This window comes from Trichocoleus sp. DQ-A3 (assembly GCF_039961975.1).
GTDB lineage: Bacteria > Cyanobacteriota > Cyanobacteriia > Cyanobacteriales > FACHB-T130 > FACHB-T130.
Genome location: NZ_JAMPKC010000010.1, coordinates 58,679 through 84,365 on the forward strand (window position 1 = coordinate 58,679; position 25,687 = coordinate 84,365).

Annotated in this window: 19 protein-coding genes; 7 read left to right on the forward strand and 12 right to left on the reverse strand. The window is 45.4% G+C overall.

All coding sequences use genetic code 11. The annotated features are described in order from the left end of the window. Positions 1-42: 42 nt before the first annotated feature. Positions 43-5,499, reverse strand: a complete 5,457-nt coding sequence (locus NDI44_RS16295) for a CHAT domain-containing protein (protein WP_190411138.1) — start codon at positions 5,497-5,499, stop codon at positions 43-45. Between the two features lie 511 nt (positions 5,500-6,010). On the opposite strand from NDI44_RS16295, the gene NDI44_RS16300 reads away from it, so the two are divergent. Continuing rightward, positions 6,011-6,553, forward strand: a complete 543-nt coding sequence (locus NDI44_RS16300) for a hypothetical protein (RefSeq protein ID WP_190411139.1) — start codon at positions 6,011-6,013, stop codon at positions 6,551-6,553. Between the two features lie 19 nt (positions 6,554-6,572). On the opposite strand, the gene NDI44_RS16305 is transcribed toward NDI44_RS16300, so the two are convergent. The 4 genes from NDI44_RS16305 to NDI44_RS16320 all read right to left on the reverse strand — a co-directional run bounded on the left by NDI44_RS16305 (position 6,573) and on the right by NDI44_RS16320 (position 11,342). Then, a complete protein-coding gene (locus tag NDI44_RS16305; RefSeq protein ID WP_190411234.1) occupies positions 6,573-7,952 on the reverse strand; it encodes a DUF3370 domain-containing protein in 1,380 nt (459 codons plus the stop codon). Between the two features lie 197 nt (positions 7,953-8,149). Then, positions 8,150-8,944 carry an alpha/beta hydrolase gene (locus NDI44_RS16310; RefSeq protein WP_190411140.1) on the reverse strand — a complete coding sequence of 265 codons (795 nt, stop codon included), beginning with the start codon at positions 8,942-8,944 and terminating at the stop codon, positions 8,150-8,152. Positions 8,945-9,151: 207 nt separating this feature from the next. Further along, positions 9,152-10,579, reverse strand: coding sequence for a DUF3370 domain-containing protein (locus NDI44_RS16315; protein ID WP_190411141.1), 1,428 nt, complete (start codon positions 10,577-10,579; stop codon positions 9,152-9,154). 250 nt (positions 10,580-10,829) lie between these two features. Beyond that, complete coding sequence (locus tag NDI44_RS16320) at positions 10,830-11,342, reverse strand: peptidase C15 (protein ID WP_190411142.1); 513 nt, start codon at positions 11,340-11,342, stop codon at positions 10,830-10,832. 136 nt (positions 11,343-11,478) lie between these two features. Between NDI44_RS16320 and NDI44_RS16325 the strand changes: the two genes are divergently transcribed. The 3 genes from NDI44_RS16325 to rsmD all read left to right on the forward strand — a co-directional run bounded on the left by NDI44_RS16325 (position 11,479) and on the right by rsmD (position 13,322). Beyond that, positions 11,479-12,015: a DUF4362 domain-containing protein gene (locus NDI44_RS16325; RefSeq protein ID WP_190411143.1), complete on the forward strand. Its 537-nt coding sequence runs from the start codon at positions 11,479-11,481 to the stop codon at positions 12,013-12,015. An 84-nt stretch (positions 12,016-12,099) separates the two neighbouring features. Continuing rightward, a complete protein-coding gene (gene hisH / locus NDI44_RS16330; RefSeq protein ID WP_190411144.1) occupies positions 12,100-12,735 on the forward strand; it encodes an imidazole glycerol phosphate synthase subunit HisH in 636 nt (211 codons plus the stop codon). A gap of 38 nt (positions 12,736-12,773) precedes the next feature. Beyond that, positions 12,774-13,322, forward strand: a complete 549-nt coding sequence (gene rsmD, locus NDI44_RS16335; protein WP_190411145.1) for a 16S rRNA (guanine(966)-N(2))-methyltransferase RsmD — start codon at positions 12,774-12,776, stop codon at positions 13,320-13,322. Positions 13,323-13,409: 87 nt separating this feature from the next. Here rsmD and petG read toward each other — a convergent pair whose 3' ends face one another. Next, entirely contained in the window at positions 13,410-13,523 is a 114-nt protein-coding gene (gene petG, locus NDI44_RS16340; protein WP_190411146.1) for a cytochrome b6-f complex subunit V, read from the reverse strand. Positions 13,524-13,804: 281 nt separating this feature from the next. Between petG and NDI44_RS16345 the strand changes: the two genes are divergently transcribed. Continuing rightward, complete coding sequence (locus NDI44_RS16345; RefSeq protein WP_190411147.1) at positions 13,805-14,179, forward strand: cytochrome c; 375 nt, start codon at positions 13,805-13,807, stop codon at positions 14,177-14,179. Positions 14,180-14,218: 39 nt separating this feature from the next. On the opposite strand, the gene NDI44_RS16350 is transcribed toward NDI44_RS16345, so the two are convergent. From NDI44_RS16350 to NDI44_RS16360, 3 genes are read right to left on the reverse strand one after another with little or no spacing between them, the layout of a single operon-like run. After that, entirely contained in the window at positions 14,219-16,024 is a 1,806-nt protein-coding gene (locus NDI44_RS16350) for an ABC transporter ATP-binding protein (protein ID WP_190411148.1), read from the reverse strand. Then, positions 16,021-16,275 carry a hypothetical protein gene (locus NDI44_RS16355; RefSeq protein WP_190411149.1) on the reverse strand — a complete coding sequence of 85 codons (255 nt, stop codon included), beginning with the start codon at positions 16,273-16,275 and terminating at the stop codon, positions 16,021-16,023. The genes NDI44_RS16350 and NDI44_RS16355 overlap by 4 nt, the downstream gene beginning before the upstream one ends. 4 nt (positions 16,276-16,279) lie before the next feature. Beyond that, the gene (locus NDI44_RS16360; RefSeq protein ID WP_190411150.1) at positions 16,280-18,244 is read right to left on the reverse strand and encodes a patatin-like phospholipase family protein; all 1,965 of its coding nucleotides are present in this window, start codon (positions 18,242-18,244) and stop codon (positions 16,280-16,282) included. Between the two features lie 1,149 nt (positions 18,245-19,393). Between NDI44_RS16360 and NDI44_RS16365 the strand changes: the two genes are divergently transcribed. Both NDI44_RS16365 and NDI44_RS16370 read left to right on the forward strand, forming a co-directional pair. Continuing rightward, the gene (locus NDI44_RS16365) at positions 19,394-20,167 is read left to right on the forward strand and encodes a class II aldolase/adducin family protein (protein WP_190411151.1); all 774 of its coding nucleotides are present in this window, start codon (positions 19,394-19,396) and stop codon (positions 20,165-20,167) included. 97 nt (positions 20,168-20,264) lie between these two features. Beyond that, entirely contained in the window at positions 20,265-20,942 is a 678-nt protein-coding gene (locus NDI44_RS16370; RefSeq protein WP_190411152.1) for a VOC family protein, read from the forward strand. A 149-nt stretch (positions 20,943-21,091) separates the two neighbouring features. Here NDI44_RS16370 and NDI44_RS16375 read toward each other — a convergent pair whose 3' ends face one another. The 3 genes from NDI44_RS16375 to ahcY all read right to left on the reverse strand — a co-directional run bounded on the left by NDI44_RS16375 (position 21,092) and on the right by ahcY (position 25,494). After that, positions 21,092-22,345: an Hpt domain-containing protein gene (locus NDI44_RS16375; RefSeq protein ID WP_190411153.1), complete on the reverse strand. Its 1,254-nt coding sequence runs from the start codon at positions 22,343-22,345 to the stop codon at positions 21,092-21,094. 767 nt (positions 22,346-23,112) lie between these two features. Continuing rightward, positions 23,113-23,736 (reverse strand): DedA family protein, encoded by a 624-nt coding sequence (locus tag NDI44_RS16380; protein WP_190411154.1) that lies wholly within the window; start codon positions 23,734-23,736, stop codon positions 23,113-23,115. Positions 23,737-24,216: 480 nt separating this feature from the next. Further along, on the reverse strand, positions 24,217-25,494 hold the full coding sequence (gene ahcY / locus NDI44_RS16385; RefSeq protein WP_190411155.1) for an adenosylhomocysteinase: 1,278 nt from the start codon (positions 25,492-25,494) through the stop codon (positions 24,217-24,219). Positions 25,495-25,687 lie beyond the last annotated feature (193 nt).

Sequence of the window (25,687 nt, forward strand, 5' to 3'; positions counted from 1 at the left end):
CGAAGAGAGCGCATCCCTAACGCAAGTAAAAAGGGGGCGTGATTACTGTGCTTCCCCAATGAGGGTAAAAGCTGCCCAGTTGAGTGGCTCTGGATGTTGTTTCATCGTCGCTAGCATTGCGAAGCGCAATGCCTGGGCTTTATTCGGGTTTTTTTGCACAGTTCGGTAAAACTCTGTCATGAGAAGGGTCGTCGGCTCGTCAGGAACCGCCCACAGGGATACGATCGCGCTGGGTACTCCCGATGAAATGAGCGATCGCGACAAACCGATGACGCCATCGCCGGTGATTTTGCCGCGTCCCGTGTGACAAGCACTCAACACTACAAGTTCAGCATTTAGCTTCAGGTCAAAAATTTCTCCAGCAGTGAGGAATCCATTATCGTTCTTGGATGGAGCCAGAGCGATCGCGCCAGGAATGCCTAATTCTTGAATATCATCCAGTAAGCCGTGCGTCGCTAGATGAATTACCCGCGCCTGGGGCATCTGTTGCACAATCTCAACTTTGGTTGCTTTGTCACCCACAATCGCTTGAGTGTTCAAGAGTTTAGCAATCGTCAGCGCTTCCCGTTCGGCACCCGGTAACGGTGCTAGTGGCTGAGGCGTTTGTCCAGCTTTAGTAGTAGGCATCTTGGGCATCGTCGGATTGCCCACCACTAGGACGTTTTTACTATCTAGAGATGTTCTATGCAACTCTTCTACACGTTGCTGTTGTTGCTGAGTGAGGTCTAGCACCTCAATTGCTGGAGCAGTTAGGATTGTGTGTTGCTCGATTAAGTATTTGCCATTCGGAGCTTTTAGCGCCGGGAAAGGCAACAAAAATAGCCCACCTTGCGGGATAAATATTACGTGGGAATTTGCGTCTTTCGGCAGAAAATCAGCAATTGGCTCAATCAACACTTGATGAAGTTGCGCTCTAGCAGCTTCTCCTTTTTGAATATTAGGACCGTATAAAATACGACTGTTAGCTAGCAACTTTTCAAAAGAATTATCTTGCTGTCGCAGCGGTTTCAAGTCAACTCGGCGAAAGGCAACTTTACCTGTAGGCTGAACGACCCAAATAAAGAGTTCTGATGCCTGACCTCTGAGTTTACCCTGAACTTTGAATTCTTCTTCTGGGACAATTGAATATTCAACTAGCGTGGCATTTTGTTCTTTGGCAATTTTTTTAATTTGGGCGATGGTCGGAGGATTTAAATTAGTTTGACGTGCCGAAGCTTCAGGAGATAATCGTTGTTGCAGTAACTCTACAAACGCACGGGCACGTCCCCTTTCGGAAATTTCCAGAGCCGAATCTTCTTTGTTCTGGGCAATCAGGATTTGTTGCAATAGGTTGTAAGTCAGAACTTGCGTATCAAAAACTGAAACATTGTGAATATCGTTTAATCCCGGTCGCAGAGATTCCATAACCTCAACAGCATCGCGGAGGTTTTTCTCAGCTTCTGGGAGTTTGCCGGAAGCAAATAGCGTATGTCCCAGGTTATTGAGAGCCGCCCCCTCTCCTCGTTTGTCACCCAGCGATCGCGCAATTTCTAAACTCTTCTGATGATGTTCAACCGCTTTGGAGTAGTCGCCCAAATCCTCATAAGCAATTCCTAAATTTCCGAGTGACTTGTGCTGTAACTCGCGATTGCTAATTTCTTTTGCGATCGCAAAACTCTGCTGATAATAATCGAGAGCCTTAGTAAATTCGCCCTGAACATGATAAGCAGATCCGAGATTGGCTAGGGTGCTTCCTTGTCCTTCCCGATCGCTAATTTGCCGCGCGATCGCTAAACTCTGTTCGTAAGATTGAACGGCTTGCTGAGACTTGCCCAAATTAGCGTAAATCGCTCCCAGATTTCCTAATGCTCTCCCTTCTGCTAAGGAATCTTTAATTTCTCGCGCAATCGTTAAACTCTGTTGATAAGACTGAATTGCTTTGTCATATTCACCCAAAGCTTCGTAAGTATTGCCTAAATTGGCTGAAACCTGACCTTCTCCCTGACGGTCTTTGGTTTCCTGCATAATGGTCAAAGCTTGCTGATGAGATGCGATCGCGCTTGCATAGTTGCCTACGGCTTTGTAAGCAATTCCCAGATTTGAAAGTGCTTGTGCTTTAGCTGTAGGATTGCCATTTCCTGCTTCCATCGTCAAGAATGGCTCTAAGAGCGCGATCGCATCCTTATAGTTTTCCTGAACCAGAGAAGCCGCACCCAGAACACCTCTGGCAGCGACTTCCCCCGGAACGTCTTTGAGTTCCTGGTAGATTTTTAATGCCTGTTGCCAAGACTGGACAGCAGGTGCAACCTGATTCGGTTGATACTGTTCAAAGCCTTGCTGTAACAGTTGATCTGCCGTCACTTTGCGGCTATTTTGAGCTGACGCTGATGCGATTGGTGCGGCGGGTTGTTCTTGCAAACAACGCGGATCTCGTAGTTGCAGGTTTCTCCGTCGCGGATCTTGCAGTTGTGCAGCGCACACAGCAGATGCTTCAGTCGTTGACAATTTTAGCGTTCCATCGCTGTTGCGCGTTACCCGGTTCGCATGACGTGCATCTAAGCTGCTTTTGAGGCTGTTATCAAAGACAAGAATGCGATCGCTCGAATCCGATAATCCCGAATTAGAAGCATCATTCCTCAATGCAATGAGTTGTATATCGGTTGTGAGATTGTCAGATCCATCAGTAGCAGTATTGCTCCCAGTATTTGTGTTTGTGCCATTGTTAGTATTCGTATTAGTGTTCGCGCCAGTATTCGTGTTAGTAACGATATTAGGGCTAGTGCCGGTATTCGTGTTAGAAACGATATTAGGGCTAGTGCTGGTATTCGTGTTGTTGCCAGCATTTGTGTTGGTATTGGTATTGGTGTTGGTGTCAGTATTAGTGGTTGGTTTACTGCTAGGAGTGAATTTTTGATCTGCAAGAGATGTATATATGGTTGAATTTTGTCCGAAGGCTCTAACAATCGCGCCTACAGTACCGCTATGATTAACGGGAATTGGCTTCTTAACGTAACTCTCATTTATTGCGATTGTAAAAGGATTGTCAAGATCAAAATTGTCAAAGCTATCGGCAGGATCATTTGGTACAAATTGCCCACCCGGCTTAATAGTGGTAGTGGGACCAATCGAAAAGCCAAAAGGAGCGTCGTCGCTACCCTGAATATTAATCAACTTATCCTTATCGCCACTACTTATGGATTGACTACCTTTATAGGCGATACTAATAGAAGCGCCCTTACCCCCATCATCAGGGTGAGCGATAATGCTAGCTAGAAACTCCTCTGGTGTAAATATTGGAATTGATGCATCCGGATTCACCGTTTGTCCTTTTGCCTTTAGCACGTTGGTGAGGAAATCCAGCAACTGGGGATTTTGTTTAATGGGAATTTCATATCCAAGCCCTCCAATATTAGAAGCTCCTCTAGCTTGGAAAAAACTAGCAGAATCAATTTCAATACCGCCAGCCCCAGAACGAATAGTTTCGACTACAATATCGCCTGCCGTAGAGGTCAACTTTACATAACCTTCAGGATTATCGGCAGAAAAGTTAATATCAGCGTTATAGGCATTGATATTCCCGGCTATAATACTTGCCCCAGAAATTGCTATATTTCCTCCCCGCGAACCGCCGCCCTGAGATAGGTCAACATTAATATCTTTAAGTTCAATGTTACCCGTAGCAGACATATTAATGGCACCACTTCGAGCTACAATGATGTTAGGGCTGTCAGGGTTATCATCAACGTTTACTATTGGATCTGGATCTAAAGATGAAGTATTGATGTTTCCGGGAACTTTAATGTTTCCTGACGCAAGAAAAGTTACAGAACCACCATTTCCTTTTAAAGATGAAGTATTAATTGCTCCGGTTGTAATATCTACGGCTTCAATCTTTAAATTTCCTCCTTGAGTCTGAATAGTATCTCCTGAATTCATAAAAAATGAACCACCATCGATACCATCAGCATTCGCCTTGAAGGTGACTGTCGATCCAGAAGTAGTAGCAAGATCCAGGCTGTTATCACTTAGGTCTTCGATGGTAATGTCATTCGTCGCTTCTAAAAGAATATTCGCTACGGTCTTAGAGATAGATTCCAGCTTTTCTATAGAAATCGTAAATGTCGCCTCAGGATTTCCATCATCCTTGAAGATTTTTCCGTCATTTAATTCACCGTCATTGTCTCCAGCACCATTGACAATCTTGATGTTTTTTGGATCGATTTCTAAAGTGCCAAAACTACCTTGAGCGGCACTCAGATCGACCGTGCCCTCAAAAGTAAGGCTGTTCTTCCCTGACACCTCGACAAATCCACCGTTACCAAAATTCTTGCCACCACGGGCGCTAATACTCCCAGAAAAACTGGTTTTCTCATCTGCCCAAACGATTGCTCTCCCACCATTGCCATTGTTAATGGCGTCAGCTTTAATCGTTGCGTCCTTACCTACATACGTCTGCGTGGCGTTCAGTACTTTACCCTTACCTTGATAACCGCCGCCAATTAAGGCAGTGCCTCCCTTGCCATCTCCAGAGACATCAATTTGAGCTTGTTCCACTAAGGCAACTTTGTTACCCAGCACTTCCACAGCGCCTCCTGCTGCACCTGGTGCTTTATTTGCCGCATCGAGAGTACCGGAGACAATAGTAGTGCCTGTTTCACCATTTATCTGGATGCCTGAGCCAGTTAATACTACCTGTCCGTTTTTAACGGTTAACCCAGTAGCATTGCCCCCACTTCCGCCAGTCAGCAATTGAGGTAATGTGGGAATCGGCAATGTCCAGTTTTCAGGTTGAGTGTCTGCCGTTGCCAAGGGTTGAATATCCAAACCTAGCAGCAGTCCTTGCTGAGTGATGCGGACGACACTTTCACCAGGGATGGCAGCTACGGTAATGTTACCCCCTGGTGCGGAGAGTTGCCCGGTACTGACGACTGTTCCGCCTAACAAAGTTAAGAAGTTTTGTCCCGGCTGTAAGCTGAGGTTGCCAGCGTTGATAATGGCTCCTGGCTGACTGGTGGCGAAAGCAAAAGCGTTGGGGTTTCCTGTCAGTGCGGCGTAGTTGTTAGAACCTGCTGCATTAAACCAATTTGAGCCGATCCCGATTCCGGTTGCTGTTGTCGCGGTGAAGGAAGCAGGCACGTTGAGGCTGGCTCCTGCGCCGAAGATAATGCCTGAGGGATTCATCAAGAAGAGGTTAGAATTCCCGCCTGTTACCTGAATCAGTCCATTAATAACGGAGGCGTCTCCACCGACAACGCGCCCCAGAATATTCTGAATCTCTGGTTGGGAGAGAAAGTTGGCAATTTGGTTTGAGTTCAGTCCAAATTTCTCAAAGCTGTGGAAAAGATTCGCTCCAGATGGTTGTCCGCCGCTGATGTCGAAGCGATCGCCCTCAAGGACAACATTGGTGCCAGTGCCATCAGTTGCTGGAATAATGGATTGCGCCTGTACCGCTTGGATATTAATCGCTCCTGCCAAAGGAAAAACTACCAGCAACCGACCGATGCTTCTCACCACATTCATAGGATTCTCCCTCAGGATTATCGAATTGTTCAGGACTTAAAATTTTTTGACTGCCAGAATCACGCTTAACATTTAGTCAAGGATTAACTTAATTTAGTTTGCAGCTATTTATTTTTTACTTTCTCTTCTCAGTAATTTCCACAATATTATAAATATTAATTTTAAAAATATCGGCTTATTTACCTATCTTCACTAAATCTTTACCGAATCTTTATAAAAAAAAGTAATTAACTACGAAGAATTACTAATTATAAGTAAAATTTAGATTTTCTCTGGATAGATTTGCAGTTAGCGCCAACTACCAACCCTATTTATGAGTTGATGAGACTTAACTGAAGTTTGCGCTAATAGGTTGAAAATGCAGCGAATAGATGCAAAATTTCTATCGCTAGGAATGTCCCTCTATCAGGGTTTCCCCTGACTTCTGGGAGAGGTAGTAAGAAAAAATAGGTGGCATTCTATGAATATATATCCCTGTGGAAAAGAGGGAAAAACCAAAAAGAGAAACCCTATGAAACTAACAAATTGGATAAAAATATTACCCGCTTTCTTAGCGCTCGCTTTCGTTGTCCCCGCCCAACGAACCCAAGCTCAAACAACGACCGTCGCTGTTCCTCAACCCACACAGACCGTGGTTCCCACACCGACGAAGGATCCCGATGGAACCCCGACTTATGGTGCGGAATATGCTTATGACCAGTACATGAGATTGGGGTATGCAGCAACGCAAAGAAAGGATTATCCTGCCGCTTTGTCTTACTTCCGCTCAGCACTTGCCGAACGCCCAACTGACCGCTATGCCACACTCGCTTATTGGAATATTACAGACTATTTAAAAGGGCAAGATCCCCCGCCAGCAAGTGCCCCAGCAGCAACAAACTATGACAAATACATGAGAGTTGGCTACGAGGCTTCCAAGAAAGGCGATTATCACACCGCGCTGATTAATTTCCAAAGGGCATTAAAGCAGCGTCCGGGCGATTATTATGCTAGCCAAGCACTGCGGAACGTCCAGACCTATGTCAATCGCGGTCAGGGATTATCCCGCAGATAAAAGGCTAAGTTACAAGGTTTCAGGAAGTCTTTTCCAAGGTTCTAACCGTTAAAACTTGCGGCGGCGTGGCGTCTGGGGGATAAATAAAATCGACTTTTACCAGTCGGCGATCGCCCGGTAGCATCTTCAAGGTTATCAAAGGTTCGCCTTGCTGACCGCGCCGTTGAACTAAATGCACGTAACGAATTTGCGGTAAGCCTCGGTCATCAGTGTATTGGATCTGGACGGTGCCCCGGAAAAAAACTTGCTGAGGCGGTGGTTCTAGAAAACGCAGTCCTCCTTGCAAGCGATCCTGTTTGATTGGTGTCTGTATTGCCAAGGTTACAGTCTGGCTGTCGTTTGTATCGTTCATCAGCGGCAAGGTGAGGCTGTATTGCACTCCATAGTTGCCGTGAGCCAAATAAGCGGTATCTGGGTAGCGCACCAACATGGGGGCACTTTGCACTCGTTCGGTGCCGAGAGTGCCGCGAGGAACGGTGCTGAGGCTATAGGAAAACGCTTTTCCTGGTTGGGGAATGCTCAGATTCACTGCACCCGGTCTTTCTACCAGTCTGGCTTTCCACTGAGAACCTTGTGCGACACCAGCAACACGACCGTAGATCAATTGCCCCTTATTGGCTTCAGGAGAGGTCGGAACGCGATCGCGCGGCTGTGCTAAATTACCAGAATTCAGAAGTGTCTGCCATTCTTCGAGCGTCGGTGCGCGTTCGCTCTTATTGGGATTTTGACGCGCATACATCGCTAAACTAGCCATATAGACTTTGGCATTGCTCCGCAACCGCATCAATGTCGAGCGACCATTCAGCGGCGGCGTCAGCGTCTTTACAGGAATCGGATGATTCATCAACATTCGGCTTTCCCCCGGCGGAATCGTCAACTGAGGGGGAAAGTCGGCTTGACGCCGTTCTCGCAAAATCTCATTGCTGACGCGATCGCCAGGGCCAGCATACACAGTACCCAAGGGATTCTCAATGTGGGATGCCATCGGTATAAATGGCGCATCTGGTTGACTGAGATAACTGGCTGCTTGCAAGATATCCACCGTGACGGGTTGCTTACCGGGATTATGCACGATGATTCCCAAGTAGAGAGTCCGTAAGTCTTCCGGCGTCGGTGGCTTAGCAATATGATGGGCAAACACATCAAAACGCCCTTGGAAGGGAAAATTTAAATGAGCCGCCGAGGTGCTTTTTTTGCTGGGGGGAAAGGTTGAAAGTAAAATTCCCTCTGTCTGGACTAATTCCGGGCTGTTGCTATTAAAAACTGGCACATCATCCAGTTTGCCCGGTAAAGCGCGGACTTCCTGCGGTTGCACGACCTCAAGTGGTGGTGCAGGAGGTGCAGGTGTCGGGATCGGATTTGTTTGCGCGAGAAGAAAAAGCGGCAAAAAAGTCAGCATGAAGCGATTTCGGAGTCTCACGGTTAGCACTCACCATTTTCTCCGCTGTCGAATGCGATCGCACCCCTATTCTTCTAACTGAGGCAATTCACGCAGGAAGGAGGGGCTTTCGCAGTCGCTAAATCAGCGATTGGAACCAGAAATCGTCGCCCGTAGGTGTAAGCCTTCCCGAAGGGTATGCGAAAGCCCAGAGAAGATCATGCCTTTATCAATAACATCTCCTCAATTTCTGCAAGAAATTCAAAGGTAATCGTTGTAAATTTATCTGGAAAAAACAGGTTCCATTCGTGGTATCCTTCCTCTACCACTTTTAATTTAGAACCTTTGATTCCTTGTGATAACTCTTGGGCAAATTTTACCGGCGTTAGAACATCGTTTTCTCCCCATAAAATCAAACAAGGGGATTCAACATTTGGTAAAATTGGTCTGATATCTTCTTGTAACGCGATGAATCCCATCTTTATTGTGTTTTCCAGGTTAAATAAGCTGTTATAAAACAAGTTTTTAAAAATAGCACTAACCGGCTGAAGCTTCATTTGCCAAGATTGTGCAGGCATTTCAATTGCCCTTTTCAATACAACTTCCGGTATAGAACCCAGAGGAATCCCTGTACTGTCTACGACGATGAGGCTGCGGACAATCGACGGCATCAAAGCTGCCAATGCTATGGCAATTGCGCCTCCTAGTGAATGTCCAACTACATGAACTTTCTTTAAATTTAACTTTTTTACAAAATTACCGATAACCTTTGCATAGTCATTAGAATTTTGAATTGTTTCAGGTGCGGTTGAGTCCCCTAAACCTGGTAAAACCGGCGCGATTACCTGATAACGCTCAGATAAAATATCTAAGCTTTCTTGATAAGGTTCAACTAATACTCCCCATCCGTGTATAAAAAGTATCGGATCTAAATTTGAGGCAATTCCTCCTTCATAGTAGGAAATACAACAGTTATCAAAATTAACTTGCTTTTCGATGAATTTGCTTTTCACTGAATTGACCTTCAATTTTTTGAGACAGTAAGCACTAATTTAGGCATTTGTCAAAAGTGCCTAAATTAGAGGATGTTACATAACTTAACAATTCTTGCCTAGTTTTCTCGTCTGTCTAAAGTAAGGGCACGGCATTGCCGTGTCCCTACGCTTGGAAATGGGGAAGCGAGGCAAACCCCGCAGCCAATACATCAGGAAATTTTTTAACTAAAGTACAAACCGAATTCCATACAGGACACGCATCAATTCCACTAATGACTTGTCACTTACATTCGCTGAGGTATTTTCTAAAGTTCGCACACTCAGGACTTGCGGCGGCGTCGCATCTGGTGGGTATATCAAATCGACTTGCACCTGGCGGCGACTTGCCGGTGGCATTTTTAGCGTTAGCAGTGGTTCTATTACCTGACCCGTTTGGTGCCACAAATGCACATAGCGCGTCAGGGATTTCCCTTGGTCATCGTTATAGCGCAACCGTACCGTACCTCGGAAAATTGGAAAATGCGGGGGTTTCTGGAAACGCAATCCTCCTTTTGTTAGCCTGTCTTCCTTCAAAGGCGTTTCTAGCGTCAGGGTGACAGTTTGGGGTTGTTTGGTGGAGTTGATTAAGGGCAAACTGAGGTTGTATTCAACTCCGTAGTTCCCATGTGCTTCGTAAGCGGTATCCGGATAGCGCACCAGCATTTTTGCAGTTTGCACTTGACTTGTACCGAGGGTGCCTAACTTGAGGGAACTGATGGGATAAGAGATGGCGTTACCGGGTTGGGGGATGGTGAGATTTTGGGCATTGGGTTTATCCACCAGTTGCGCTTTCCAGGCAGAACCTTCAGAGACTCCTGCTACGCGACTATAGATAAATTGCCCGCTGGTTTGCCCTGGAGGGGAGGGGGCTTTATCTCTGGGTCCGGCTAAAGTGCCTGTATCGAGTAAAGTTTGCCATTCTGCTTGGGTTGGTTTCCGTTCGCTGCCATCTGGATTTTTTTTGGCATACATCGCTAAACTGGCTGCATAAACCTTGCCATTACTCTGCAACCTCATTAGCGTAGACCGACCATTAATAGGCTTTTCTAGATTCCGCACCGGAATCGGATGATTCATCAACAAACGGCTTTGCCCCGGTGGTATCACTAGCTGGGCGGGAAAATCAGCTTGTCGCTTGCCTCGCATGACATCGTTGACTGCGCGATCGCCATGACCGGAATATACGTCTCCGTTGGGATTTTCGACATAAGTCGGCAGTTTGATATAGGGCGCATTCTGCATTAGCTGACTTGCCGCTTGCAATACTTCCACTTTGACGGGTTTTGTACCCGGATTATGCAAGATTACGCCCAGATAAAGCGTCTGCAAATCCTTGGGAGTGTGGCTAAAGTGGTGGGCAAATAAATCAAATCTTCCCTGGAAAGGGAAATTAAGATGAGCCGCTGGCACCTTTTTACCATTTGGGGGAAAAGTAGAAAGTAAAATCCCTTCACTTTTCACCCATTCTGGGCTGTTACTGTTAAACATTGGCACTTTATCCAGTTGTCCGGGTAAAGGCATAACTGGCTGGGGTCGCACAATCTCTTGTGGGGCTGGTTTGGGTGGCGGCGGTGGTGTTTGAGCAAGGGGTAAAAAGGGCAAGAATGGCAACATGGGAAGATTAATATTTAAAAACGATAACGACCTTATCCGGAAAAATCGTCTGACTAGACTTCTTAAGAAGTGTGCCCTCAGACTAAATGGGACGACACAAACAAAGCCTGCCTCCGCAAGCTAAATTCACTGTTAGTTCAGTGTAGGCGGACTTCGTCCGTGAAGCCACAACTTTACTGAGTCGTCCTTGTACGTTCGCTGAGGATGCTAACCAAAGATTTTCCGGATGGGTGCTAAGACATCAAGGACTTTAAGAAAGTGCCAGGTTCTTCAGAATACATAAAAAATCTGCCATGATTCCCGAAGAGTTTTCCGGAGTTAGGATTGGGACGTGAACGAAGATACAGCGGCTGTTAATTTGGCGTTCTTGTAAGTAGTCTAATACTGAGTAATACAGCCCTTCGCAGACAAATTTACCGGCATCATCGCTGATTTCAGTTGCGACTGAGCCTGTTAATAGTTTTTCTAGATTTACCGATGTTTTTAGCAGTGTGGTTCCACAAGCCGCACAGGATTCTACGCTCAATTGAGTCCGAGACTCTGCCATACCGCAGCAGATAATGGCATCCGGCTGTAATTCGTTAATTTTGGCAAAGACGCGATCGCTTGCTTGAGCAACATCAACGGGTAGCTGTCTTAAAAAACTCAATGATAGCGATAAAGCGTCTAGGTTGCCAACTTCCTGTAATAGATCGTCGGAAGCATTAGATTTTTGATGGGGAAGCCAGGTAGTAAATGACGTTAGCAGAATTTTTCGATTCATAAGTAGTCTTGTGGGATGCATGGATTTGCTTAATCTAACCACTTATCTGCCTGACAGCAACAAATGTTTAGGTCGATGCGTCTTTCGTCTAATAGATGCAAATGCAACAGATGTTGAAATGAGGTTGAGGTAGAAAGTGCGACGATTACTTCTTATTTTAGGAGTGGTGCTTCTGGCATCAGGATGTAATTTAGAAAAGGCTGCTCAAACGCAGACTGTCAATCTGAATCAAGAAAAGATTACAAAAGAAGAAAAGGCTTTACTTGAGCGGTTGAAGAAAGATAAATCGCTGAAAGCAATCGAGTGCCCATCTAGAGAGGAATCAACTAATTTTGATGAAAACAATTCAACCAAGTCTTTGCTGAGCTGGGTATTCAAGTTAAAAAAAGGTAATCTTGGGGCAAAAAAAATCTGTATCACCCAAGAGGGAGATCCTGTCACAGAATACATAATCGTTGAAAATGATAAAATAAAGATAGTTTTAGATTCTTCCGAAGATAGATTTGGGACAAGGGATGTAGAAGTATATAATCCCACTCAAATTCATCGGGGATACTTTGAGGAAGATGACAAAAACTCAAAAACTTTCAAAATATCGGAATTACAACTGCCTGAAGGTAAAGAAATATTCATTCAGTATGAATTGCCGAACGGTGAAAAGAGATATTTTTGAAATTTTTAACAAAAGAATGTAAAGTTAAAAGAAGGGAACTAGACACCCAACACAAACAACAAAAGTCAGCAAAGGCGCATATTAATGTCAGTCATTGCAGTCATCGACTACGACATGGGAAATCTGCACTCTGCCTGTAAGGGATTGGAAAAAGCGGGTGCAACCCCTAAAATTACGGATTCACCGGCAGACATTGCACGGGCGGATGCTGTAGTGTTGCCTGGAGTGGGAGCTTTCGATCCGGCGGTGCAACACTTGCGATCGCGCCACCTAGTAGAACCCATCAAAGAAGCGATCGCATCCGGCAAACCTTTCTTAGGGATCTGTCTGGGATTGCAAATTCTATTCGATTCCAGCGAAGAAGGCAAAGAACCCGGTTTAGGCATTATCCCCGGTGTGGTGCGACGATTTCGACCTGAACCTAACTTGACGATTCCCCACATGGGTTGGAATCAACTAGAAATCGCCCAACCGGATGCCCCAATCTGGCGGCAGTTACCGTCTCAGCCTTGGGTTTATTTTGTCCATTCTTACTACGTCGATCCCGTCGATCCTCAAATCCGCGCCGCCACCATCACCCACGGAAGCCAAACGGTGACGGCTGCGATCGCGCGTGATAACTTGATGGCTGTGCAGTTCCACCCGGAAAAATCTTCTACCAGCGGACTGCAAATATTATCCAACTTTGTTGCCCAGGTGCGAACCGAAGTTGCCGCATAGTAAAGTTGCCTTAGCGTAGCGGCACGTCTGACCTAATTATGAGCCTCAGAATCTACGGCAATCGCCTCCTCAAAACTTTACCAGGTCAGGAAACCCGACCCACGCTAGGACGAGTGCGGGAAGCAGTATTTAACATTTGGCAGGGCAACATCAGTGGTTGTCGCTGGCTGGATTTGTGTGCCGGTAGTGGTTCGATGGGCGCAGAGGCATTGTGTCGGGGTGCCAGCTACGTCGTCGGAATTGAACAGTGGAATCGCGCCTGCGCCATTATCCAGGAAAACTGGCAGCAAGTCGCTCAAGACGAGCAAAAATTTCAGGTGTTGCGGGGAGATGTCGTTCAACGATTGAAAACCCTTGGCGGTCAGCAGTTCGACCGGATATACTTTGACCCGCCCTATGCGAGTGAATTATATCAGCCGGTGCTGGAAGCGATCACACAATATCAACTGCTGGCTGAAGGCGGTGAATTCGCAGTGGAACATAGTCCTAACAACTGGACGGTTGAACCCGTTCCCGCACTGGAAATCTGTCGCCAAAAGGTTTACGGCAACACTGCCCTTACCTTCTATTGCCCAGCCAGCATCTGAAAGTTTACAACCATTTAAAAAGGTGGGCTGTGCCCACCTCACTCAGCTGACTCAGGAGGGCGGGAGAACCGCGCCCCTACAGCACTTTTATACTCCTAGTTTGTTGTCGCGCTTTTTCTGCATATAGGCAGCGAAGAATAGTCCCGCGAGGGTGACTAAAATCAAACCAAGCACGATACCAGAAAGCAGGGGTTCTACCACGTCAGTACTCCTTTGTTAACGTTTCTTGCCTGTTTCTCATCCTACAAGCTAGAGCGGAAGAACGGGTGAGCCTGTAGCGACACAATTTCAAGGCATCTCCGATTCCAGTAGCAGGCTGGAGAAAACTACGCTTGCCTCGACTCTCTAGAAAATTTAAGCTATGTATATGAATCGAAATCTTTATCGATACACAACCACACATATCGCTATACTCGTTCATTGCATAGCGATCGCTTGCGCCCCGATCAAAAACTGCCCTTACATCTCACTTTCAAAAACCTTTGGATAACCAGCTACCTAAACCTGAAATCCTGATGCAGCGCCTCAGCTTGATGGCATTGGCTGCTTTCCTGGTCATCCTCTTAGCACTTGTTGGGGTTAACCTGTTTCGCGTCTCCGATCCTTATGTCAAGACAGTTTTGACCCTAACGGGCGACTCCGTGAAGGGACACGCGATTTTTCAAATGAACTGTGCGGGATGTCATGGATTGGAAGCACACGGTCGAGTGGGGCCAAGTCTGGAAGCCATCTCTAAGCGCAAGTCTCGCGTAAGAATCATTCACCAAGTCATCAGTGGGGATACACCGCCCATGCCCCAGTTTCAGCCCAGTACCCAAGAAATGGCAGATTTACTGCGTTATTTAGAGGAATTGTAGATGGGAGTAGGGATGGATGATCGGTCATTCATCATCAGCCTAGACCTGACTGAACTGTTGTGCGTAAAATCGGGCATAGCGATCGCCCTTGTGCAGCAATTCTTCATGGGTTCCAGATTCCATAATCTGCCCCTGTTCCACAACCAGAATTCGATCAGCGCGGCGCACTGTGGCAAGGCGGTGGGCGATGATAAAAACAGTCCGGTCTTTCATGATCCGTTCTAAGGCTTCCTGCACCAAGGCTTCTGATTCCGAATCCAGGGCGGAGGTTGCTTCATCCAGGATGAGGATTCGAGGATTCAGCAAAACAGCACGCGCGATCGCAATTCTCTGCTTCTGCCCCCCCGATAAATTGACCCCTCTCTCCCCCACCCAGGTATGATAACCCTGTGTAAATTGGGTAATGAACTGGTGGGCGTTGGCAATCTCTGCCGCCACCTGCACGTCCTTGAGGTCAAACTGCGCTTGTCCAAAAGCAATATTTTGAGCAATCGTCCCAGAAAATAGAATCGTTTCCTGCGGGACAATCCCAATTTGCCGCCGCAGACTCCGCAGCGTCACATCCTGAATATTAGTCCCGTCAATCAAAATTTCACCCGCTTGGGTGTCATAAAATCGGGGAAGAAGATTTACCAAAGTCGTTTTACCCGCACCCGACGCCCCCACTAAGGCAATCATTTCTCCGGAGTGTGCCAGCAAATTCAAATTTTGCAGCACCGGAGTTCCTCCTTGCCCCGACTTAGAAAGAGGTTGCACTCCTTCTTTGTCATCCTCTGAGAAGGTAGGACTTGGAGAATTTAGTGCCGGATAGGCAAAGGTAACGTTACAGTATTCCACCTTACCCGTGACCGCCGGAAGCTCAACGGCACCCGGCTTTTCCACCACGGTTGGCTGAATCGCCATCAGTTCAAAAATCCGATCGACCGATGCCTGACCCTGTTTAAATTCGTTGTAATTGCTAGTGAGATGGGCAATCGGGTCAATCAGTAACGCCACTGCTGCGATATAGCTAACAAATTCTGCCCCAGTCAGATTATTAATCGAAATTTGCCAGCCACCGAGGAAAAACAGCAGTAAAACGCTCATCGCGTACAAAAATCCAACCACAGGATTCTGAATCGCCTTTAGCCGTTCAGTTGCATACTTCGCTTTCCGGTTTTCTTCAGCTTCCTGGGCAAAACGGGCAATTTCATAATCTTGGGCGGCGAAAGCTTGTACTAGACGAATTCCGCTAAACACCTCTGTCAGCAACGCCGATAAATTAGAGACGCGATTTTGGCTGCGGCGAGAAAACTTCAGCATCTGTTCGCCAAACCAGCCAATTAAAACGCCCATCAGCGGTGCGACGATAAACGTTGCCAATGTCAGCTGCCAGTTGAGATAAATCATGTAGCCCAGTACGACGATTAGCTGCAACACGCAGGGAATAAAGTCATGGAAAACTTTATTGACGACTTCCCCAACTCGGTCAATATCCTCGGTGAGACGGTAAGTTAAATCGCCGGTTTGTGCAGTTTCAAAGTAGCCAAAGTTGAGACGATGTAGGTGAGTATAAACTTGCTTGCGTAAGTTAAAGGCAACGAAAAGGGCGGCTTTCGCCATCAGCGAATCCTGTCCATACATCAGGATTTTCTGCACGAGAAAAACGACTGCCAGCACTCCTGCTAACTGGGCAAGTGCTGCCATATCGCCTTGTCCAATGAAATTGGCGATTTTGCCTGCAAGTGCCGCCTGGACGGGCCAGAATACTGTAACCCCTAACGTGCAAGCGAAAGCTTGCGCGATGGTTTTCCACTGAGGGCGGATGTATGGCAGTAGATGCCAGTAACTAGAGCGCGTTTTCAAACCTTAACGTCCTGTAATAATCGTCTCCTTTGTCTGACGCTACCAGTTTTCGGTTGTTTCTGAGCAATTATTCTTGGGTGTATTTTAGGGATAGGAAGCGATCGCTTCCCCCGTTCGCAAGGAAAACAAGGGCAATCCCGCTTTCTGTCTGCTAGCGGAGAGGGTTCCATTTCAGCTTGTGTGTATCGACGAGGTGGACGAAGTTGCGATCGCTCAATGGCAGCACCAACAATGTCAGTAGTCAGACACATTTTTTTATACTTTTTCGTTGCCAAACATCCTGTTTTGTGCTTTCTCCATCAAGTCAGAAACCACAATCAATACAGTTGCCAAAATTTCAAGAATTGCTAACCCTGAAATCGCTAATACTTTCAGGATTCCAAAAACGAATAACCAAATCAATCCAATAATTTTTGATTCAGTTAATACAATTCTCAAAGCGCGTAAAACTATTCTAGCAATCCTAATTTTTTGACTAAGTTTCAGATCCGCAGGTTGCGGATCTTGTGCTAGCAGATATTTCTTGATTTGTCTTACTATCGTATCTACTTCTGCTTCTGTAATTTCTACATTGCAGTATTGGTGTAACCAAGTAATTCCACAAATTCGCCCCAATAGAAAATCATGATCTCGATAACGTTTGTCAAAAAAACCACCAAATGCACCCAGGAAATCTGATGCGAGTAGTTCTGCGGCGCTTCCTTCTTGCAGAGAAGCTTTAATATTTTTGGGTAGATTATCGTAGATGGGTTGCAGCCTGCTTATTCCATTACTTCTAGAATTAGCAATTTCGCCGATAATTGCTGGAGTAATTGGACGAAGCTTTATGTGCCGATAAGGGATTGCTTCTTCGATAATTTTCTCAATCTGGCTGATATCTCCAAAATTTTTATCTTCAATTGCTTCTATTAATTTTTCCTTTGCTAAGGCTAATTGATTTCGTTTTTGAATTTCTCTTAAGCGGAGCGAGTCATGTTCTGATTTTGGCAGCGTTAAGCCACTCAATCCAACTTCTAGTGTCGAAAATTCCCCTTGGGTTAGGCGTTTTGCACTATTCAAATTTTCTACGGGAACTGGACGGATATACACGTGCAATCGTTCTGTATTAATTGATGGCTGTTGTGCCGTAAATTCCTCCTGAAACTGACTTGAACGCTCCTTTTTGTGTATTTGATTGGAGCGCAAATCATTTTCTAGTTCAATTCCTTTTAAAATAGGTAGACCATCTAGGATGCCTCCATCCGTATACAGAAATACTAAATGTGTATCATCTGCCTTGCTTTCACGTACAGCGCCTAGCCCTTCTTCCTTCAGTTCTTGTCTTTTGGGTGTTTTAAAGTAGTCATCACTGAGGTCTTTAAGATTGATACTACTAATATCAGAATGATCCCAAATGGGTGGAAAAGCAACCGGAAAAGCGCCGGAAGCGCGACCCCCCATTACTGCCTTGGCCCACATCTTATTCATTGTTTCTTGAGGAATTCCTGAATGAAAAAGAAATTGACGAGTCTCTGAACTGGTAATCGTTTCAATTTCTTGTTCCAAATGTCCTTGTGCATCGGTGAGATTGATTTGTTCAAGAAGTCCTTGCAAGTTGGTAAGCGTCATTAAAAGCGCCAGGGGTTTCGTATTTTCTGTAATTTGGGGAGGCTTGATAACAAGTTCGGCAATTTTTTCAATTGCTTCACCAGAAAGAACGCTGAGATTGGTTTTTTCGCGTTTTGTTTGGGGAGTAGATTTAGAGGCTTTAGAACGATGAAAAAGCTTATAAAAACCTTTTCTAAGTGGATTAGAACTCTTTTTATATTTCTCTAGGGTTGCTTCAAAGCTATCGGCAAAACTTTCTATCGTCGCTTGAAATCCATCTTTAAAACTAGATAGCATTACCGAAAAGCTATCGATTTTTTGAATATCGGCTTGTTGAACCCAGGCTTGATACAAAGGGCTTTTATGCTCTTCTTCTGAAAATTTGAGTCGTTGATCGAATTTAAAAGGTGGATCTACCTTTCCTTGAAGTAAGCAGTAGGCGGCGATGACACCAGACATTGCCCCTGCTGAAGATCCAGTAATAATATCAATAATCACTTTCGGTTCAGGCTTGACGGATTCTTTCGTCAATTCATAAAAAACTCCTGCCATATAAGCACCCAATGAAATGCCACCAGAGCAGTTGAGTGTAATCAGTTTGGGAGTTTGTGCAGATTTGGTTTCGGTTTTCATGACAATATACTTGGCGGTGAAAATAACTTGAAGTTTAGTTTAATTCAGCGAAATTCTGTTATGAGGTTCTTGGCATAAGAGTATTGCTTGGAATTCTAGAAAATTGTTTTGCTTGGCAACAGAAGAGATAAAAGCTGGGTTCTGGTTGTACATAGCATTGAGCAAACAAAGTGATATTGCTAAGCTGGCATTTTGAGCTAGCGTCTTGCTTCTCTGGCGACAGCCATTCCTATAAATAGGGGATGCTCTTCTAAGTAGCCGTTCGTTTCTTCGACAACCTCACTATTTTATATGAGCAGAGAATAATTAAAACTTTTTCGGGAAAGAATCACAAGCGTCTCCTCTCCTGTTTGTAACTTGCTGCTGAGGCTACTTCCAGAACTAAGTTAGGATGCTTGAATTAACTGTGTAATTTTGGAAGCTGCGTTGAGTTCTGGATGCTGTTCGTGAAAGTATTACAAATACATCCTCTATCGTGTTACACCTTTTGGTAGAGAACGAAATATTAATATACCAATGGCTGAAGTCATTGTCACATTTGCGTAACCATTTCGTAGCACAAATGCTGGCAGTATCAGTGAATCCAATCTTGGCAAAGGTTTGATGGGTTTTGCTTCTGCTCCACCCATCCTATGAATAATAAAGTTAGTTGGCTGAAGCGCGATCGCTCTCTTGAGCCGAACAATTAAAGGAGTTAGATGAGCGATCGCTACTTTATGAACAATTAAGAAAGATTAAAATTTCTGCTATAGTTTTTGCTACGAAATATTAATTTATGAATTAGTCAATCATGGCACTTTAAAAGAAAGACGTTTAAAATAAAAGAAGGATTACCAATAAAATTCTTCCTGCATTCAAGAACCTCTCCCCAATTATTTTCAGCTTAGCTAGAAATAAAGCTAAAGAAATAAATACTTTTGGCGATTGCTCAGATTGCAATGGCTTCCTCACCAAGAAAAAATAAATTATAGAACTCAAAATTCGGGCAACAGCTTTAGAGAAAGCCTTGTATCTGCCTGAAAAACTCCTGCGCTCAATCGCCGCCCATCGGTAGCGATCGCTAACGATTTTCTAGGGAATTCCTGGCAAAATACAATACACTCACGAATCAAACATCTTTGCAACAACCAATTTATACAGGCTAAATCTATGCAGACATTAAACATTCCTATCAATATTCCCCAGCCGCCGACCTTTGCTTCCATCGAAGATGAACGCCTCCATCGCAAACAACGCCTAGCCGCTGCATTTCGCCTGTTTGCTCGCTTCGGCTTTAGTGAAGGCATCGCCGGACACATCACCGCCCGCGATCCCGAACACCGCGATCGCTTTTGGGTCAATCCCTTCGGGATGCACTTCAGCCTCATCCGAGCCAGCGACCTGCTTCTAGTCAATGAGCAAGGTGAGGTCGTTGAGGGGAATAAGCCTGTCAATCAAGCAGCCTTTGCCATCCACTCCCGCATCCACGCCGCCCGTCCCGACGTTGTAGCAGCCGCACATTCCCATTCAACCTACGGCAAAAGCTGGTCAAGTCTGGGTCGCCTCCTTGATCCTCTTACGCAAGATGCCTGTAGCTTCTACGAAGACCACGGGCTGTTTGATGACTACACGGGCGTCGTTCTCAAACTAGAGGAGGGCAAGCGGATTGCGGAAGCTTTAGGCAACAAAAAAGCCCTCATCCTCCGCAACCACGGGCTTCTCACAGTGGGGCACTCAGTCGATGAAGCTGCCTGGTGGTTTATCACAATGGATCGCTCCTGTCAGGCACAGCTGATGGCAGAGGCAGCGGGTAAACCTGTCCTGATTGACTCCGATATGGCTCGTCTGACGTCTCGCCAAGTGGGGTCGCACCACATGGGGTGGTTTAGTTTTCAACCACTCTACGACATGATTGTGCGTCAACAACCAGATCTGCTGGAGTAAGTGTTTTTAAAAGTGTGGAGTGAGGAAGCTTCTAACAAAGGCTGGATTTACAACCAGCATCTACCGATTGGATTTAAAGAAAAATGAGGGTAGATAAATGACGAAATTAGAGCTACCTAAAGGAAACGATAAAACTTTGAATTCCGACCTAGACTCACCTTTTTCCCAAAAAGATGGCTTATTGGAGTTCAAGGCAGAATTGACCACTCCTGAGTTTTTCAAACGCTGGTCATTTGTCACCAATGTGTATGGTGAACGAGTGCAAGTGGATCACTTTGTCCTGACTTTTCCTGATTTTACACGTCTCAAAAATTACGCTGAAGCTTTGTGTCAATTGGGTGGTCAGATTGTTGAAGGGCCAGGACTCTTTCCCATCGAATTTTGTCCTGAAACTTATGTAATTACCAATGATTTATGGTTGCATTTGTTGACAATATTGATGCCATCGGGGGGGTTGGTGGTTCTAGCTGCGCCCCACGCACCAGACGATCAACTTGACCGATTCCTACATGAGCGGGGAAACACTGGCGTCCACCATATTGCGATTCGCGTAGACGATGTGCAGAGTGCTGGTTTAGTTTGGGAGAAAAAAGGGTTTCATCCATTGTCTAGAGAGCCTCTTAAGGGTGATTCTCTATGCCAATGGTTTTGGCAAAACTCAGCAGGACAAATTATCGAGCTAATTGGTCGTAGTCCTGAAAATCACGCAACTTTTTACTGCCAAAATATAGGGGGTCTTCGGCTCTCGGAAGTCGCAGGGATTAACGCAAAATGAGTATTGATTTAAGTAGCTAGTTGCCGGTGATTGATCCAGAGGCGTTTTAGAATTGATGATGATGCGATCGCTATCTGTTCTGGGATGAAATCAGAGAAAAGCGATCGCTCATTTGCTTCTTGATGCCTAAGTATTAAGATAACAGCGACCTAAGCCCATAATTCCCCTATCCAATCATCCCCTTGTTCCCAATCCCGACAAGGTTCTTCCTGGGGGCCAGAAGGATGAACCGCGCAGACAATTTCGCATTGTCCGTAGTAAAAACGGCATCTTCGACAGGTCTGGAGCGCTTCTATATGAACGGTTTCAATGACTCCACCGGCAGAGGGAATCGTGTCTCGAAGCTCTTGCTGGCAGGAAAAGGTTGGTAGCCACACGCCAATCGAGAGTTGGTCGTTGATTCCCTCCGGTTCGCCGAAAAAGTGGTCGTTGATAGCACCCGGTATGCATTGGCAACCCGTGATTCTGCCTCCGACTTTACTGACAGCTTGACGAATGACTTTAAGAGTACATTTAGCTTCAACCGTAAAATAACCACATATATCAATCCGTTGCGTTCCCGCCGTGGCTACGAGAGTCAGATTGGTGCGAACAAATCCTGCTTGAATAACCAGCAATCTCAAGTGATTATCGAGTTCTTGAAAAACTGGCTCAACCTCCGACATAATTTTGCCTGTTATTTCTTCAGTTAGACCAAGCGCTCTTTGTAACTGCTGCCAAAGTGCCTGTAGCGTCTTCAAAAGCCGCAACAAGAATGAATCTAGCTTTTGATCAACCTGAATTGGATACTCTTTTATAACCTGGAATCCCTTTTCTAAATGGTGAGCAGTTTCTTGAATACTTGTGAGTCCCAACATCGCTGCTCCGCTTTTAATCGAATGAGCAGCACAAAAAAGCTGGTTGATTTCTTCTGCGTCTTTAATCGTGCTTGTTCCGGACAGCAAACCTTGCTCAATTGTCCGGATATATTCTCTTGTTCCTTCAATAAACAAGTGATTGAGGTGATTATTAAGTTCTTCAAAAACTGGCTCAACTTTCGACATCATCTTGTGAGTCAGCTCATCATTCAACCCACAAGACCAAGAAAGCTCCTGCATCAGAGCTTTTAGGGTATCCAAAACCCGTTGTAAGAGTGACTCTAGCTTTTGATCGATCCTAACGGGACAAGCATTGAAGACCTGGAAACATCTTTCTAGGCGGTAAGCCGTTTTCTGAATGCTGAGGAATCCCAGCATTGCTGCACCACCTTTGATACAATGAGCAGCTCGAAAAACCTGATTAATCTTTTCTGGGTCTTCGATAGTGCCTTGTAGATCCAGGAGACCTTGCTCAAGTGTATTGAGGTGGTCAATTGCCTCTTCAATAAAGTAGCCAATAATTCGCTGATGTTGTCCCGACATCATTCTCTTTTCTCCTTGTTTTCGCGTAGGGTATTTTCTACCGCAACGCGCTAGGCTTCGCTCAAGGGAAAACTCCGCAGGGGTCGCGTAGCGTATGCGCTCTGTTTACCGATCTCTCCGGTTTTAACACAGCTTGAGACTGATTGAAGTTTTTTCAATAATTGTTGTCAGCGATCGCTCCACTCAATTGCGATCGCTTCCCTGTTTCTAAAGTTTTAATATAAAGTTTTAAAAACGCCAGCTCTAGTTATAAGCTAAAAACGTTCGCGATTGCACAGCGCTAATACGGTAATTTTGGAGCAAAACTGCGAAAAGTGCGAAAATTTTGTGAAAAACGCTCCAATATAACTCCTTTCTTGCTTATACCCTTTCACTCTATTTCTGCAAGAGTTCGGTCTGGCACCCCTTTGTTGATTGCTTTAGGAAATTCAGATATGTAGCATCGAAAAAGTGAATTGGTATTAGGGAGTTTTTAACATTTTTATAAAAAAAATTCCGCGTGCAACAAAATCCCTTGACCAAGTAGGGTTAAGGGTAGCTATTGAGTAAATTTGGCCCAAACCAATTAAATTTTTTCGGAAAGTACCCTAGTTCTTGAATATTTTTTTATAAAAATGCTATTTAAGTTATAAACGGATATTTGCTTGTAGAGACGCGATATATCGCGTCTCTACAGAGATTCACAAATCATTGAGGATGGCTACACCTATAAAATGACTTAGCCATTCTGGGAATCAATGATTCTTTGTATATAACCAAGCTTTTCCTCTTCACGCTTGCTTGTTGCCTTTGTTTTTTTGCCTTTTCCTAACTAACCAGACAACAAAAGCGACAATAAGAATCACAAACACAATTTTAGAAACAGGCCCAAGATGCTCATCTACAAGCTCATAGTTTTCGCCTAGTGCGTATCCGGCATAAGTCAGCAAACCCACCCATAATGTAGTGCCAAGGGTTGAGTAGATTAAAAAAGGCAATAAAGGCATCCCGCTGATGCCTGCTGGAAGCGAAATTAAAGTGCGAACTCCAGGAACCAAACGGCAGAAAAACACTGCTTTACCGCCGTGCTTATCAAACCAATTATCTGCCTTGTCAATATCCTTGCTGGATAACCCTATCCACCTGCCATACTTATTCGCTAATCGCTTTAAGTTTTCTTCGCCTACGAGTTTACCCACGTAGTACCACGGCAATGCACCCAGCATCGTGCCGATTACTCCCGCTGCAATCGCTCCAAAAAAGTGGATCTTGCTATTTGGTTGCGTTGAGACATACCCTGCCAAGGGCATAATCAGTTCGGAAGGGATGGGGGGAAAAAGATTTTCCAAAAACATCAGTAGACCAATTCCCAAGTGACCGAGGGAATTCATGGTGTTCGTGATCCATTCCTGCATAAGTTAGTGTTGGGTATTAGGGGACAGTTATTTTAATTGAAAATTTCAATACTTCTGGCAATCGCATTGTCTTAACGTCACAATTAAACTGTTAAGTTTAGTGAACAAGCTAAGTTTGCTTAACTTTATCAGGTTTTCGAGAATCTGAAAATTGATTTATCTAAATCTTCATCGTAAATTTGCAATATCCAATTTTTGCAGTGAAAGTTTTATTGGCAATTTGAAGTGGCAATCATTCTTTCAATTGCCCTTTTTTACTAAAGACAGGGTTCAGTTTTTAGCAAGCGCAGCTTGACTGCATTAAAAATCTCGTGAGGTTGAAAAGCTGTTGAGTAACCCTAACGTTTTCTGGGTCAGTTTCTACAACTGAGGCTGTTCTTGCAAAATTTTCGGTAATACAAACAAACAATCCGGATAAGTGGCAATCCTGAGTTGTTACTACATGATGACGAAGGGTGGGCAATGCCCACCCTTACCGATTTAGGTTCCAGAAGTCCAAGAATTGATGTACTCAATTTGGTCGGGTGTCAAGCTATCAATTTGAACACCCATTGCTTGCAACTTCAGCCGTGCAATTTCTTTGTCAACCTCGACTGGAATGGAGTGCAATCCAGGTTCCAGGTTGCCTTTGTTCTTGACGAGGTGTTCGCAAGCTAAAGCTTGGTTTGCAAAGCTCATATCCATCACTGCGCTGGGATGTCCTTCCGCAGCCGCCAAGTTAATTAAACGCCCTTCGCCCAGCACAATAACCGATTTACCATTCTGGAGGCGGTATTCTTGGGTGAAGTTCCGCGCTTCCTTGACTTCAGTCGCTTTGGCACCCAACGACTTGAGGTCAATTTCAATATCAAAGTGACCGGAGTTGCAAACCATTGCCCCGTCTTTCATCACATCGAAATGCTCGGCGCGAATGACGTGCTTGTTGCCAGTGACAGTAATAAACAAATCGCCTACGGGGGCGGCTTCTGCCATTGGCAGCACTCGGAAGCCATCCATCACCGCTTCAATTGCTTTAGTGGGGTCAATTTCGGTGACAATCACATTGGCACCCATTCCCCGCGCCCGGAGTGCCGTGCCTTTGCCGCACCAGCCATAACCGGCGACAACAATCGTTTTACCAGCGAGCAGAACGTTGGTGGCGCGAATAATCCCATCCAGAGTAGATTGCCCGGTACCGTAGCGGTTATCGAAGAAGTGCTTGGTGTCAGCGTCGTTAACATTGATGGCGGGGAAAGTGAGAACACCATCTTTGAACATGGCACGAAGACGGACAATGCCCGTTGTGGTTTCTTCGGTGGTGCCAATCAAATCTGCAATCTGGTGTTGACGTTCCTGAATCAGAGTAGCGACCACATCACTACCATCGTCAATGATGATGTTGGGTTTGTGATCCAAGGCGATTCGCACGTGGCGACTGTAGGTATCAGCGTCTTCGCCTTTGATGGCAAATACGGGGATGCCATGATCGGCAACCAGGCTAGCAGCCACGTCATCTTGAGTGGAGAGGGGGTTGCTGGCAATGAGGAGGGCATCAGCACCAGCGGCTTTGAGAGCGATCGCCAAGTGCGCGGTTTCAGTTGTGACGTGGCAGCAGGCGACTAACCGGATACCGGCGAGGGGTTTTTCTTGGGCAAAGCGATCGCGTATTTGTCTCAACACGGGCATCTCTCTACCCGCCCATTCGATGCGTTGTTTACCGAGAGGCGCGAGGGAGAGGTCTTTGACTTCGTGCTTGGGCTGAGTAACAGTTGCAGTCATGAAATTGCTTGCTCAACAAATATTTAAGTTGCGGGTTTTTACTAGGTTACTCGACTAGACCGCTAAAAAGGTAGCCTGATTTTTTAGCCCCACCCCACCAGCCACACAAAGGTTTGAGGCTGGGAGAAATTCAAAATCGAGCTAGAACCCTTACTCTGCCAAGTTGTTGCTTAACTTCTCGCTTTGGTGTGAA

Excerpts from the sequence above, each read along its gene's own strand:
- NDI44_RS16370 (WP_190411152.1), top strand. The coding sequence starts at position 20,265 with ATGACGAAATTAGAGCTACCTAAAGGAAACGATAAAACTTTGAATTCC.
- NDI44_RS16305 (WP_190411234.1), bottom strand. The coding sequence starts at position 7,952 with ATGCTGACTTTTTTGCCGCTTTTTCTTCTCGCGCAAACAAATCCGATC.
- NDI44_RS16315 (WP_190411141.1), bottom strand. The coding sequence starts at position 10,579 with ATGTTGCCATTCTTGCCCTTTTTACCCCTTGCTCAAACACCACCGCCG.
- NDI44_RS16355 (WP_190411149.1), bottom strand. The coding sequence starts at position 16,275 with ATGTGTCTGACTACTGACATTGTTGGTGCTGCCATTGAGCGATCGCAA.
- NDI44_RS16375 (WP_190411153.1), bottom strand. The coding sequence starts at position 22,345 with ATGATGTCGGGACAACATCAGCGAATTATTGGCTACTTTATTGAAGAG.
- ahcY (WP_190411155.1), bottom strand. The coding sequence starts at position 25,494 with ATGACTGCAACTGTTACTCAGCCCAAGCACGAAGTCAAAGACCTCTCC.
- hisH (WP_190411144.1), top strand. The coding sequence starts at position 12,100 with ATGTCAGTCATTGCAGTCATCGACTACGACATGGGAAATCTGCACTCT.
- NDI44_RS16320 (WP_190411142.1), bottom strand. The coding sequence starts at position 11,342 with ATGAATCGAAAAATTCTGCTAACGTCATTTACTACCTGGCTTCCCCAT.
- rsmD (WP_190411145.1), top strand. The coding sequence starts at position 12,774 with ATGAGCCTCAGAATCTACGGCAATCGCCTCCTCAAAACTTTACCAGGT.
- NDI44_RS16300 (WP_190411139.1), top strand. The coding sequence starts at position 6,011 with ATGAAACTAACAAATTGGATAAAAATATTACCCGCTTTCTTAGCGCTC.
- NDI44_RS16380 (WP_190411154.1), bottom strand. The coding sequence starts at position 23,736 with ATGCAGGAATGGATCACGAACACCATGAATTCCCTCGGTCACTTGGGA.
- NDI44_RS16365 (WP_190411151.1), top strand. The coding sequence starts at position 19,394 with ATGCAGACATTAAACATTCCTATCAATATTCCCCAGCCGCCGACCTTT.
- NDI44_RS16295 (WP_190411138.1), bottom strand. The coding sequence starts at position 5,499 with ATGAATGTGGTGAGAAGCATCGGTCGGTTGCTGGTAGTTTTTCCTTTG.
- NDI44_RS16360 (WP_190411150.1), bottom strand. The coding sequence starts at position 18,244 with ATGAAAACCGAAACCAAATCTGCACAAACTCCCAAACTGATTACACTC.